The sequence below is a fragment of the Pseudoalteromonas sp. SG43-6 genome (genome assembly GCF_014164365.1).
Classification (GTDB): domain Bacteria; phylum Pseudomonadota; class Gammaproteobacteria; order Enterobacterales; family Alteromonadaceae; genus Pseudoalteromonas; species Pseudoalteromonas rhizosphaerae.
The window spans coordinates 49,016-62,132 of sequence record NZ_JACJEZ010000015.1 but is presented as its reverse complement, the minus strand read 5'-3'; the positions used below and the strand labels follow the sequence as shown (position 1 = coordinate 62,132).

Sequence of the window (13,117 nt, the reverse complement as noted above, 5' to 3'; positions counted from 1 at the left end):
TAGCTTTGGAATACTATGTTAAATAATTATTTGGTCCGTTCCCGTTTAATTGTATTAGCGCTTTTACCTGTTGTAATATTTACGATTACTGCCATATATTCAATTAGTACTATGGGAGGGTTAGTCAAAGGAATTGACAGTTTATATGAAAACCGTATCGTACCATTGAAACAGATAAAAACAGTGTCAGATAACTACGCAGTTAATATTGTTGATTTACTTCATAAATTTAGAGCCGGGACTATAAGCCAAAATGATTTATTAGCGGCAGTACAGCAGTCTCAAAATACAGCCGATAAAGAATGGAATACTTACCTTAGTACAGACTTAATCAGTGAAGAAAAAAGCTTAGTAAATACTGTTGAACAAAAACTTAAGCCAGTTCAAGCGCACCTCAAAAATTTGTTGAATAAAATACGCAATGGGGATTTCCAGTCACTCTCTCAACAGCAGTTTGTTACTGATCTATATGATGTATTCGATCCGTTAAGTGCGAGCTATCAAGCTTTAATAGAGCTGCAATTAAATGAAGCGAATCACTTTAAAAAACAAGCCGACGAAAACTTTGCGTTAGTAAGTCTAGTGATGAAATTATCAGTAGCACTGTTGATTTTTTTGTTGTTAGCCATTGCTTATTTTATTTATCGTTCAATTCAAAATCCATTGATGGCGCTGCGCGATACCATTACGCAAATTGCAAATAATGCTGACTTGCGAATACGAGCCAATGTACTTGGTGAAGATGAAATTGCAGATACTGCGCGAAACTTTAATAATATGTTGTCACGTATACATACTTTAGTAACCGATGTATCTGGGGCGACGTTAACTTTATCTTCTGCGGCAGAAGAAATGAACTCAATTAGTGAGCAAGTGGCCTCAACAGCCACAGAGCAAGAGCAACAGTCTACAATGATTGCGACAGCCATTACGCAAATGAGTAGTGCGATTGAACAAGTGGCACAAAATGCGATGGCCACATCAGAAAAAGCCACTAATGCAGATAGTAAAGCACAACAAGGGCAGCAAGCCGTTGCTGATAATATTAGCTCAATCCAAACGTTATCTAAGTTAGTAAATACAAATACACAATTAATAAACGATCTTAATACACAAACAAATGATATAAATCAGGTTGTAATGATGATCCAAGGCGTTGCAGAGCAAACTAACTTACTGGCTTTAAATGCTGCGATTGAAGCCGCAAGAGCAGGGGATTCTGGTCGTGGTTTTGCTGTTGTTGCCGATGAAGTAAGGCAGCTTGCTCATAATACCCAAAAAGCCACAGCGAGTATTAATGAAATGATCAGCAAGCTACAAGGTATGGCTCAACAAGCTGTTGTTGCTATGGGCAACGCTGAAAGTAGTGCACAAGAAAGTGTTGATCATGCAGAATATTCATCACAAGTTTTAACTGAAATAAATCAAGAGGTAACCGAAATTGCCGATATGAACACGCAAGTGTCAACAGCCACTGAAGAGCAAAAAATGGTGGCCAATGAATTAAGTAGTAACATCAACGAGTTTAGTTCTAGTATTGCATCAGTGAGTGAAAGTTCACAGCAAAACGCACAAGCATCACAGGAGTTGGCCTTACTCGCAAGTATGTTACAACAACAAGTAAATGAGTTTAAAATATAACACTGTAATGAGTGTACCTTGTTATTAATAGAGTACGAATGACAAGGTACAGTCTAAATTTATTCGTTTTCACAAGGTTTGGTTCGCGCAGTTTTGTGACAACATCAGCAAAAAAAATAAGCTGCCATACACTTTTTTATAGATAAAATCATTGTTCTATAGCTGTATGCTTTGCAAATGTTGCTGTGCAGCCACAATCCCCATTTGGTAACCATCGCTGAGCTTTTGATAGTTTTTAGTGGTGCGGCCAACGTTAAAGTCAGCCGGTGGTGCGATGATATTTATTTTACAGTCTGCAGGTGGATTATGAATAAACGCAATACTGGCATTATAGTTATCAGCTCGCGCTAAAGATGCACTGGCAAGTGCCGGGTGGTTTTTATAAATGCGGCGTGTAAACCATGGGGCCTTACTGGTTTTTTTACGATATCCAAGTGGTTGTGATAAAACGACCGTGATTTCTTCAGCTCCCATTTGATAGGCTTTTCGGATCGGAATTGAATCAGCCACACCGCCATCGGTCATGGCAACACCATCTATGACTGGGTAATCTCGATAAGCAATAGGAATCGCACAGGAGGCTTTTAACTGTTGCTCCATTTGCTCTGCTGTCGCTTTTAAATATTGCGCTGATGCTGTGTCTATATCGGTAGCGACAATATAAAATTCACAGTTCTGTGTTGCAAATGTGCCAAGATCTAAACGAATATCAGCCATGGTGGTTTGCCATAACCAATCTAAGTCAAATAAATGTCCGCCACGGATAAAGCGCGCTAAATTAATAAACTCGGGTCGACATGAATAATCAGTGATCACTTTATGATTACGTTTAGCTTGTTGGCATAAATAAGCCGCAATATTAGTTGCCCCAGCAGAAACACCAAAGCAGCGATTAAATGGTTGGTATTGTGCCCCTAAGAACGCATCAAGTACGCCGGTGGCAAATATGCCGCGCATTGCACCACCTTCTACAACAAGGGTGTGTTTGTTGTTGCTCACCAAATTTTCTCCTTTAACTACTAACATTCGAGTTAATCACTTTGCAGTGCTTCAATAGGGTCAAGCTGTGACGCTTTGATCGCGGGGTATACACCAAAAATAAGGCCGACTAACGCACAAATACTAAACGATAGCACGATGGCGGTCATTGACCACGATACCGCCCACTGCGAGTACATAGAAATAATTTCAGACAAGCCAATACCAAATACCACACCCAGTAGGCCACCTAAAATAGAAATGGTAAAGCTCTCGGCAATAAATTGTATTCGAATGTCTTTTTGTGTTGCACCAATAGCACGCAGTAAGCCAATTTCTTTAGTGCGTTCAAGCACCGTCGCCAACATGATATTCATAATACCGATACCGCCAACCAGGAGTGAAATGCCTGCCACGCAGGACATTACAATATTAAATATTTGCTGGGTTTGTTTTTGCTGGGCTAATAATGCGGCAGGAATAACTAATTCAAAATCATCAATATCACTGTGGCGATTTTGCAGTAAATGTTCCAGTGCTTGTGCGGCAACAATTGGATCAACCGATTTATCAATGGCTAGTTTCAAGCTGCTGACTTCACTATCAAGTAAGCCACTTTCAAAGCGGTGTAATGCAGTACTAAGTGGAATAAATACTTGGTTTTGTTCGTTACCGAGTTTGACTCCTTGAAATTCTTTTTTCTTTAAATAAGGCGCTTGTAAAATACCGACTACTTTAAACCATAAGTGGTTAATTTTTATTTGTTGACCGAGTGCGTCACCTAACGGAAATAGTTGCTTGGCAGTATTTGCGCCAAGCATTGCCACTTGAGCAAACCGTTGTTGATCGTTTTTATTTAATATACGCCCAGCAAATAGTTGAAAATGTGACAGCTGAAAATAATTAGCGCTTACACCTACGGCATTGGCGTCGCTGTTATTGTATTGGCTAAAAATATGATACGTCTCGATGGTTTTTTGTGCGGCAAAATCGGTAACAAAAGGCAGCGAGTCGTGGGCAACTTGGGCATCACGCAGGCTTAAACCGGCCGAATGCTTACGTTGCTCTTTGAGTTCTTTTTCATCGAACTCTTTGCCATTAACAATCAAATTATATAACCCCATAGAGTCAATCATTTTCATGGCTTCACGTTCAGCACCTTCACCAATATTGAGCATAGCAATGACGGCACCGACACCAAATATCATCCCTAATAAAGTCAGTAAAGTACGTAATTTATGCTGTGCAAGCTCTAAGGCGGTGTCGATAAATAAAGTTAAATATTTCATCAGATGTCCTTTATATCAATGAGTGAGATCACATCATTAGCAGCTAAGCCTGCGAGGATCTCTACATGACTAAGGTTATGTTTGCCTAATGAAACGGTCTTTTTGACAAATTCGCCAGCTTCTTCAACATAGACATAATGCGCATTTTGTTCGGTAAAAACACTTTGTTTAGGTACCACTAAACGCTCACTTTGCGGTGTCACTAAAATAGTCGCATTGAGTTTTAAACCCGGGCGTAAAGCGTCACTTTGCTGATTTATCGTTGCTTTTAGTTCGTAAAATTTTTGTGGGTCGCCGCGTTTTATTGATTTAGGAAACGGCGATACCGCGATTAACTCGCCACTAAATTGCTGCTCAGGCAATGCAATAAGTTTGAATGTAAGTGACTGACCTACGGATAAATCGATTGCTTCACGTTCAGACACATATAACATCAACTGCATTTGGCTAACATCAGGCAGTGCTGCTATTTTTTGACCAGGCCATAAGGATTCACCCGCTCGCGGTTTTTCGCCGCGCCAATTAGTACTATGGGTTAATAAGCCATCGTGAGGGGCGATGATCTCAAGCAATGATAGGTTAGTGTTCAACGTTGCTAATTTTTGTTTGTATTGGTCTTCTTTCATTTTTAATAACATCAACTCTCCGGTGGCACTTTGCTCAAAACGGCCAGTTTGCCAGTCGTAGTAGTTATGTTTTGCACTTAAAAACTCAACATTTTGTTGTGACTCTAAAATATCTAATTTAGAGCGAATGCGTTCATCTTCAATTGAGTAATCTTCGGCAAATTGCTTTTCTTCATTAACCAATACAATATCGTGCTCTAAAATAGTCTTATCTTTATCTATTTCTCCTGATTTTTGTGCTAAATCTTGCGCTGCTAAAGCCGCTTGATTAGTGTTTTTTTGGCTTTGCCGACGCATTTGTTCGCCATCAAAACGAGCAATGACCTGACCTTTTTTAACTTGGCTATATTCTGGCATTAACCATGCTAAAGTTTGTGGCCCACGGCTTGATGCTGGCGCAACAATCAGGGTTTCATTTGCTGCGATCAAATGCCCTTTGGCTTCAACCTCAGTTTTAAAACTGTGTTCACTAACCGTATAAGTGAGCGCGTTTTGAATTTCATGTTCTTCTGAACAACCGCTGATAAATAAAGCCGTAACGATTAAGCTAAGTGCAAAGCTCGTTTTCATAATTTTACCTCGTCGCCTAGTTGTAGGCCGCTTTTAACTACGGCGAGATTATCGGTAAAGTGACTTATCTCTATAAATTGTTTGTTATTTTCAGTGGTTGCAACATAGGGACCTTGTTGATCATATTGCAAACTGGTTAAAGGAATACTTAATACTTGAGGTAGGCGAGCGGTGGTGATCTCTAAGCGCGCAGTAAGTCCTGGGCGAATAACACTGGTGTCAATATTATCAATACTAACAATGGCATCCACAATCCGACGCTTATCTTGATATGACTTTTCTCTAAATACACGACCCAAACTCTTTATTTTCCCTGACACAACTAGTTCGCTACTGCCATCAATGGTTATTTTAACGGTTTGCCCTGGGGCAATTTTACCGCTGTCGGGTTCATCGATTTGTGCTTTTACTTGCATATTTTTAAGTACAGCAAGCTCAATAACAGGCTGACCAAATTGCACACTTTCACCAATGGATGACTTTTCACCTTCATAATTGGTTTTATAAATTACCAGCCCATCAATTGGGGCTTTTACCTTAAGGCGTTCAATATCTTGTAAATACCCGTCTACCTCACTTTGCAGCCGTGCAACTTTACTCTGCACCATTTTTAAGTTTAGTTCTTTGCTCTGTTGCTGAAACGTTTGCTTACTTTTAGCAAGCGTTAGATCGTTGTTTGCAATAGTAAAATCAATTTGTGACTTTTTACGTTCAACTTCAGAGCGAGATTGATCAACAATCTCTGCTTTACGTTTAGCTTTATCGTAGTTCATTTTCATTTCGGCTACGCTGAGGGTCAGTTCTTGCTCTTTGATAAGCTCTTTATTTTGCGCATTTTCGAGTTGTTTTTTTGCTCGCTCTAATGAAGATTGTTTGTCGATTAGCTTATCGCGAACTTGTTTGTCGTCAAACGATACCACCACTTGGCCTTTTTTAACTTGGGTGTTCTCCGCTAGCATAGTCTTAATTTGGTATTGCCACATACGGGCAACTGACGGCGGGGCAATGATCGCACTGGTTGATGACTCCAGTTCGCCATTGGCATTAACCGTGATAGCAATATCACTCTTTTTCACTAGATAATGTTGTTGCTCATCGTCATTACATGCAGTTAATAGCAACATACTCAATATTATGCATAAAACGTTATGATTCATCAGAGTCTTCTCCGATTGTTAATTTTGCACTCATGCCCGGTAACAGTTTTAAATTCTGAGCGTTAAAGTTAAAGCGAGTTCTAAAGTAGGCATCTTTGCCCCACTGAAGGCGTTCTTCTGGCTGAGTTGAAATTTCGCTTAAAGTCGCATTGAGCGGCTGTTGTAAATAGGCGTCAAATAACAATTGCGCTTGTTGGCCAAGTTGTAAATGTTGATAATCAATTTCGTGTACCCAGGCTTCAATGTAGAGTTCACTCATGGCCGGTATTTCGACAATTTTCCAGCCTGGTTGGGCTGTCATACCAACAAATGCTTTTTCGCCATTCCACGGATGGTTTGCATATAAAACGGGCCCTGTACGCTGTGCCTTAATGCTCATACTTGCCAGTTGCGTTTTATTGTATGCAAGGTCTGTTTTTAGTTGTTCAATAGTCAGTAACTGCTTATTGCGCGCAACGGTATTTTCAGTTTTAACTTGGCTGAGTTCTTCGGATGATTTTTGTTTATTGATCAGGGCTTTTTCAAGTTCGAGCTGATTTTTTTGATAATCATAGGTACTTAAGTTAGCGTGTGGAATAGCGGCATCAATACGGGCACGCGCTAGTAAAAGCTCAGTGCGCTTAAAGTTAAACTCAGCTTCTATTTGTTTTTCTTGATTGCTAGTGGTGATCCTAAGCAGCTCTTCTTCGGCGGCCTCTAAACTTACTTCATCTTGTTCAATTTCAGTGGCAATCGAGCCACTATCAAACACCACAACAACATCACCTTGTTGCGCTATTTCGCCTTCTTTCATCATCCATTGTACTTGTACTCGCCAATTGTCTGATTTTGGAGCATAAAAAATTTGCTTATCGCTGGCTTTTAGCTCACCACTGAGTAATAAACTTTGCGCGTTGCTTGAGAAAGCTAAGCTGTAAAGTAATAATCCTAAACAGGCTTTGAAACATTGATTTTTTAACATCCGCTATCCTCTATAACTATGCCATCTTTCATCCGAATAATTCGCTTAGCATAAGCAGCAATATCTTCTTCATGGGTTACCATGACCAAAGTATGCCCTTGCTGGTGGAGTGAGCAAAGCAACTGCATAATTTCATGAGACGTTTTACTATCGAGGTTACCCGTTGGTTCATCAGCAAAAATGACTTTTGGCTCGTTTACTAATGCTCTGGCAATAGCAACTCGTTGCCGCTGACCACCGGACATTTCAAAGGGTTTATGGTGTGCGCGATTTTGCAAGCCAACCTTATCCAGCATCGCCATAGCGCGCTCACTGGCTTGCTGTTTTGGGGTGTCGGTATAGCGCAGTGGCAAAGCCACATTTTCTTGAGCACTAAGGCGAGTTAATAAGTGAAAGGTTTGAAATATAAAGCCAATTTTTTTATTACGGATAGCTGACAAACTTTCGTCATCTATTTCTTTAATACTTTCACCAGAGAGCAAATAACTGCCTGAGGTTGGTGTATCGAGACACCCAAGGATATTCATTAAAGTCGACTTCCCTGAACCGGAAGCGCCCATTACGGCGACAAACTCACCTTCTTCAATATGCAATGAAACATTACTTAATGCAATGACTTGCGTTTCGCCTGCGCCATAAGTACGGCAAAGATTTTCGACCCTGATCATACAGTTACTTTTTGTTTTTATTATTATCTGATTGGTTAAACTAGCGAGTTTTATAGCGAGACACAAGTCCAAATATAGTAGTTAAATATACGTCTATTTGCAGCCTTTAATTGTTTTAACATTTAAAGGCTAATTTAATCATTGTCAGTTAACAATTGCGTGGTTTTATATTTCATTTATTGCGTTTTAGCTAAGAGTTGTGCGGGTTTAGCGAATATTTTTTGTTACAAAAAAGCCAAGTAATTCGATAAAAACTTCTTGGCTGGCTTTATGGTAAAAATCATACAGCATATTCAGAGTGTTATACCCACATCTAGGTTAAATTGCTGCAACCCACATAACACCGACTTCTTTTTTTACCACTTTTACATGGGTGCCAGCGCCTAGTGGTTGCTGGCTTTTTAGTTTCCAGCTCACTCCAGAATACGAGTAGGTACTAACACCTAACTCATCAACATCGCTAGTGAGCACAAAATCAAGCTCTGCAAAGTCACTTTTCACTTCTTTATTATCAACATTATCTTGCATGCGTTTTAGCGGTTTCCATAGTAAAACAGCGCATGCGGCGGTGATCAAGGTGTTACTCCAAAGTGCGGTGGTTAATGAGTCTTCTAACAGCGCGAAGTTCATCATTAATCCAGTTGCAAATAATGATATACCCAAAAACAATAATATAAAGGTCGACATTCCCAGCACTGCTACTTCAATTATCAGTGCCAGTACACCTAAGATCATCAGTGTTTGGGCTAAATTATTGGTAATGAACTCCATAGTTTGCTCCTTTACAGCTTAACCTTTTTGTTTGGTATTTAAGGTATTAATAATCGACATCGCTTGCGCTACCATAGAGCTGGCATCGGTGCCGTTATCGGGTAATAAAACAACTGACGATTCTTTAGCAATGGCTTGTTTTGCGGCAATTGCTTTTGAGGCGAGGTCTAATTGAATGGCTTTTTGACCTTGCTCAGTATCAGCTGCTTCACCTACTTTACGTAGTGCATCAGCTTGTGCTTCGGCTACCGCAATAATGGCTTTAGCTTCACCTTCAGCACGCAGGATTTGCTCGGCTTTTTCTGCTTCAGCGGCTAGTACTTGCGCTTGTTTTTTACCTTCAGCGACATTGATATTAGCTTGACGATCACCTTCTGATTCTAAAATTTGTGCACGTTTAACACGTTCCGCTTTCATTTGTGCTTCCATTGCTTCCATTACTGATTGCGGTGGCACAATATCTTTAATTTCATAACGTAATACTTGAATACCCCAAGGATCTGCGGCTTGGTTAATTGCCGCAACAATATTAGTATTTAGTACATCACGTTCTTCAAAGGTTTTATCCAGCTCCATTTTACCAAGCTCTGAACGCATCGTTGTTTGCGATAATTGCGTAACGGCAAACACATAATCATCAACGCCATAAGTGGCTTTGTATGGATCCATAACACGGAAATACAATACACCATCAACAATCAATGAAATATTATCTTTGGTAATAGCAGATTGCGACGGCACATCTTGCGCTTGCTCTTTTAAACTACGATCAGCGGCAATACGATCAACAAACGGCACAATAAAGTTTAGGCCTGCTTCTTTAGTTGATTGATACTTACCAAAACGTTCAATGAGCCACGCACGGTTTTGCGGCACAAATTTAACACTACTTTTTAGCAGTACTAAAACAAAAATGAGTAAAAACGCCTCAACAGTGAATAACATGTTGAGAACTTGCGTTATCGGGTCCATAGATACTCTCCTTTAATAGTGGCCAATATGGCGTGTCACATATTTATTTAATTTATATACTTATAAACGTGACTAACCCTACATTATCATTGAGCTGTAAGCCCAGCTAGTGAAAAATCGTGACAAAGTATGTCGGTAAGTTAATTACGATTGCAATATTATGGTCATGTTTTTTGAAGATGCACACAGAAAGTATGTTTGATTTTTGATCTAAAGCAAATAGTTCAGGCAGAAAGGGAAGTCTGTTTGTGAGCCTCTCAGTTAATTTAAGATTAGCAAACTCAAAGTGAATACCTTACATAGTTAAACTCACCTTCATGTAAGAATAGACCCCGCACCATGTTTAGCTCAAAACAACGTACACATTTTTTCAAACAATGTAAATATGTACTTGGTGCTGCTGATAATCCTTATCTAGATTTGTTCAGCGGTTCAACAGAACAAGTGCATCGCAAATTCTTTGCGTTTAGTGATTTAAAAGATAAACCTATTGATGGTAAGTTTGATTCTTATGGATTAAGTAAAGTTGCCACGATACCTTGGTTTTAACCCTTTATTTTTTCTCTTTAAAATTTTCTATAAAAACAATGGGTTATAACATATCGTTTTTGATAAGGTAAAATAGTAATATTTAACCTAATGGCTTGTTGTAACTTATTTTTATGCTGATATTCTATAGTTTACTGCCGCACAGGCAGCTTAGAAATCGCAATTATTAATCCAAAAGGTAGCGGGTGGGTTTACTGCCGCACAGGCAGCTTAGAAACATTCAACCTCGCCAGTAGCTAAGTCAGGTTCGTTTACTGCCGCACAGGCAGCTTAGAAAACGGACAACCAGTATCAGCCCTGCAGCTTCGAGTTTACTGCCGCACAGGCAGCTTAGGTGACGAGGGACCGACAAAAATATCGGGAATATTTTGGAACTGCGAAGCAGACCTTTATGGCGAAGGGCAGGACGCCTAAAGTAAACGACATATCTAGTAAAGAGTGCAGCGCGAAGAAGTGAGGTCATGGCAGATTTTTGTTCCCGACAAAATCTAAGTACCTAAATCCATTTAGGCAATGACCGATGTAACCAAGCTCCATGGATGGATTCAAACGCCGATGTTTTTTTTCGCGCCAGCAAGCTTAGCGCCTACGACACAGGCAGCTTAGGTGGCGAGGCAGTGAAACGAGTTTTTTGATCACTATTCGGCGCTAAAGCGCTCTTCTACAAGCCACACTACGGATGCTTACGGCGACGATATGCTTAACGTGCTAAGCACGAGCTACAAATTATTTCATGGTTTCTCATTTACCCTCACTGTCTGTTTTTTGTGCAACAAATCGTTAAGTTCTAGGAAAATGATTTGCAGAGCTGCATTTGTATGCGCTGAAGAACTGTTTTTAGCGAGTTCGGGCGATTTCTGATTGCTATTTATATTACATTTTGAGATATTATTTATAATATAATATTAACAGGAAATAGTAACAGATGACTCTGCCCAGTTCTCAATCTGCAAATGCAATCCGTATGCTTGCTGTCGATGCCGTTCAAAAAGCTAATTCAGGTCACCCAGGTGCACCAATGGGGATGGCCGATATTGCTGCTGTTCTTTGGCAAAACTTCCACCGCCACAATCCATTGAATCCTGATTGGCCTAACCGCGACCGTTTTGTGTTGTCAAACGGCCATGGCTCTATGTTGCAGTACGCATTACTACATTTAAGTGGTTATGATGTCAGTATTGAAGACATTAAACAGTTTCGCCAACTGCATTCTAAAACGCCGGGTCACCCAGAGTATGGTTATACACCTGGGGTTGAAACAACTACAGGGCCACTTGGTGCTGGTATTGCCAATGCGGTTGGTATGGCAATTGCTGAAAAAACCTTAGCTGGACAATTTAATAAACCACACTTTGATATTGTTGATCACTTCACTTACTGCTTTTTAGGTGATGGTTGTTTGATGGAAGGTATCTCTCATGAAGCATGTTCATTAGCAGGTACATTAAAGTTAGGTAAACTCATCGCTTTTTGGGATGACAATGGCATCTCAATTGATGGCGAAGTAGAAGGCTGGTTTACTGACGATACCCCAAAACGCTTTGAATCATACGGTTGGCAGGTTATTAGTGGCGTTGATGGTCACGATATGGCCGCGATTGCCAGTGCTATTGAAGCTGCGCAAGCTAACCCAGATCAGCCAACGCTTATCTGTTGTAAAACGGTGATTGGTTTTGGTTCGCCCAATAAATCGGGTAGTCATGATTGTCACGGTTCACCACTGGGTAATGATGAAATTGCAGCGGTTCGTGAGCAACTAAATTGGCCACATCCAGCGTTTGAAATTCCTCAAGATGTATACAATGAGTGGAATGGCCAAGCCAAAGGCCAAGATTTAGAAAGCGCATGGCAACAAACCTTTGCCGCTTACAGCAAAGCACACCCAGAGCTGAGTAAAGAATTTAACCGCCGTGTAACGGCTAAATCATTACCGAGCAACTTTGCAGAAATTGCTGATCAGTACATTGCCAAGTGCCAAGAAGATATGCAAAACATAGCAACCCGTAAATCATCACAAAATGCCATTACCTTCTTTGCTGAGCATTTGCCTGAACTTATGGGAGGCTCCGCTGATTTAGCCGGTTCCAACTTAACTTTATGGCCTGACGCGAAAGGCTTGCAAGATGATGCTGCCGGTAACTATGTATTTTATGGCGTACGCGAGTTTGGCATGAGCGCGATAATGAATGGTATTGCGCTGCATGGCGGCTTTATCCCATTTGGTGCAACTTTCTTAATGTTTATGGAATACGCGCGTAATGCTGTGCGTATGGCGGCATTAATGAAAGCACACAGTATTTTTGTGTATACCCATGATTCAATTGGTCAAGGTGAAGATGGCCCGACCCATCAGCCAATTGAACAAATTGCTAATTTGCGTATGACGCCAAATATGTCGACTTGGCGCCCATGTGATGAAGTTGAAACAGCGGTTGCATGGAGTCAGGCATTAATCAAAGAAGCTGGCCCAAGTGCATTGATCTTTAGCCGCCAAGGTACTAAAGCAATGCCGCGCACTAAAGAGCAACTAGCGAATGTTGCTAAAGGTGGCTATATCTTAGTTGATAGCGAGCACACACCTGAGCTGATCATTATTGCCACTGGTTCTGAAGTTGAGTTAACGGTAAATGCAGCAGCTGATCTAACCGCACAGGGTAAACAGGTTCGTGTTGTATCTATGCCATGTACAAATCAGTTTGACTTGCAAGATCAAGCCTATCGCCAGAGTGTATTACCTGTTGGTGTTGCTAAAATTGCGGTAGAAGCTGCACATAGCGATTTTTGGTATAAATATGTTGGCCAAGATGGCGATGTACTAGGTATGACTACCTTTGGTGAGTCAGCGCCAGGACCAGTTCTGCTTGAATACTTTGGCTTTACTGTGAGTAACCTAGTTGCTAAGGCTAATGCGTTACTAGACGCTTAATTGTTTTGA

The 13,117-nt window shown here is 40.5% G+C and carries 11 protein-coding genes; 3 read left to right on the top strand and 8 right to left on the bottom strand.

Annotated elements, in window-relative coordinates; translation table 11 throughout:
* The first annotated feature begins 15 nt into the window (after positions 1 to 15).
* The gene (locus tag H5201_RS08485; RefSeq protein ID WP_182739552.1) at positions 16 to 1,641 is read left to right on the top strand and encodes a methyl-accepting chemotaxis protein; all 1,626 of its coding nucleotides are present in this window, start codon (positions 16 to 18) and stop codon (positions 1,639 to 1,641) included.
* A 156-nt stretch (positions 1,642 to 1,797) separates the two neighbouring features.
* On the opposite strand, the gene H5201_RS08480 is transcribed toward H5201_RS08485, so the two are convergent.
* From H5201_RS08480 to H5201_RS08445, 8 genes are all read right to left on the bottom strand, one after another.
* On the bottom strand, positions 1,798 to 2,643 hold the full coding sequence (locus H5201_RS08480) for a patatin family protein (RefSeq protein WP_259398468.1): 846 nt from the start codon (positions 2,641 to 2,643) through the stop codon (positions 1,798 to 1,800).
* 29 nt (positions 2,644 to 2,672) lie between these two features.
* Complete coding sequence (locus H5201_RS08475) at positions 2,673 to 3,908, bottom strand: ABC transporter permease (RefSeq protein ID WP_145234192.1); 1,236 nt, start codon at positions 3,906 to 3,908, stop codon at positions 2,673 to 2,675.
* Positions 3,908 to 5,104 (bottom strand): efflux RND transporter periplasmic adaptor subunit, encoded by a 1,197-nt coding sequence (locus H5201_RS08470; protein ID WP_182784235.1) that lies wholly within the window; start codon positions 5,102 to 5,104, stop codon positions 3,908 to 3,910. The genes H5201_RS08475 and H5201_RS08470 overlap by 1 nt, the downstream gene beginning before the upstream one ends.
* Positions 5,101 to 6,261, bottom strand: coding sequence for an efflux RND transporter periplasmic adaptor subunit (locus H5201_RS08465; protein ID WP_145234188.1), 1,161 nt, complete (start codon positions 6,259 to 6,261; stop codon positions 5,101 to 5,103). Before H5201_RS08465 ends, H5201_RS08470 begins: the two co-directional genes overlap by 4 nt.
* Positions 6,251 to 7,222, bottom strand: coding sequence for an efflux RND transporter periplasmic adaptor subunit (locus tag H5201_RS08460; RefSeq protein WP_182784233.1), 972 nt, complete (start codon positions 7,220 to 7,222; stop codon positions 6,251 to 6,253). Before H5201_RS08460 ends, H5201_RS08465 begins: the two co-directional genes overlap by 11 nt.
* Positions 7,216 to 7,890: an ABC transporter ATP-binding protein gene (locus H5201_RS08455; RefSeq protein WP_182717774.1), complete on the bottom strand. Its 675-nt coding sequence runs from the start codon at positions 7,888 to 7,890 to the stop codon at positions 7,216 to 7,218. Before H5201_RS08455 ends, H5201_RS08460 begins: the two co-directional genes overlap by 7 nt.
* Before the next feature lie 318 nt (positions 7,891 to 8,208).
* Entirely contained in the window at positions 8,209 to 8,661 is a 453-nt protein-coding gene (locus tag H5201_RS08450; protein ID WP_182784231.1) for an NfeD family protein, read from the bottom strand.
* A gap of 18 nt (positions 8,662 to 8,679) precedes the next feature.
* Positions 8,680 to 9,633, bottom strand: coding sequence for a slipin family protein (locus tag H5201_RS08445; RefSeq protein ID WP_145234179.1), 954 nt, complete (start codon positions 9,631 to 9,633; stop codon positions 8,680 to 8,682).
* A 339-nt stretch (positions 9,634 to 9,972) separates the two neighbouring features.
* On the opposite strand from H5201_RS08445, the gene cas6f reads away from it, so the two are divergent.
* The gene (gene cas6f, locus H5201_RS08440) at positions 9,973 to 10,182 is read left to right on the top strand and encodes a type I-F CRISPR-associated endoribonuclease Cas6/Csy4 (RefSeq protein WP_182717775.1); all 210 of its coding nucleotides are present in this window, start codon (positions 9,973 to 9,975) and stop codon (positions 10,180 to 10,182) included.
* A 925-nt stretch (positions 10,183 to 11,107) separates the two neighbouring features.
* A complete protein-coding gene (gene tkt / locus H5201_RS08435) occupies positions 11,108 to 13,108 on the top strand; it encodes a transketolase (RefSeq protein ID WP_182784229.1) in 2,001 nt (666 codons plus the stop codon).
* Positions 13,109 to 13,117 lie beyond the last annotated feature (9 nt).

Coding starts and splice junctions, on each gene's coding strand:
- H5201_RS08445 (WP_145234179.1), bottom strand. CDS start 9,633: ATGGACCCGATAACGCAAGTTCTCAACATGTTATTCACTGTTGAGGCG.
- H5201_RS08465 (WP_145234188.1), bottom strand. CDS start 6,261: ATGAATCATAACGTTTTATGCATAATATTGAGTATGTTGCTATTAACT.
- H5201_RS08470 (WP_182784235.1), bottom strand. CDS start 5,104: ATGAAAACGAGCTTTGCACTTAGCTTAATCGTTACGGCTTTATTTATC.
- H5201_RS08485 (WP_182739552.1), top strand. CDS start 16: ATGTTAAATAATTATTTGGTCCGTTCCCGTTTAATTGTATTAGCGCTT.
- H5201_RS08475 (WP_145234192.1), bottom strand. CDS start 3,908: ATGAAATATTTAACTTTATTTATCGACACCGCCTTAGAGCTTGCACAG.
- H5201_RS08460 (WP_182784233.1), bottom strand. CDS start 7,222: ATGTTAAAAAATCAATGTTTCAAAGCCTGTTTAGGATTATTACTTTAC.
- cas6f (WP_182717775.1), top strand. CDS start 9,973: ATGTTTAGCTCAAAACAACGTACACATTTTTTCAAACAATGTAAATAT.
- H5201_RS08450 (WP_182784231.1), bottom strand. CDS start 8,661: ATGGAGTTCATTACCAATAATTTAGCCCAAACACTGATGATCTTAGGT.
- tkt (WP_182784229.1), top strand. CDS start 11,108: ATGACTCTGCCCAGTTCTCAATCTGCAAATGCAATCCGTATGCTTGCT.
- H5201_RS08455 (WP_182717774.1), bottom strand. CDS start 7,890: ATGATCAGGGTCGAAAATCTTTGCCGTACTTATGGCGCAGGCGAAACG.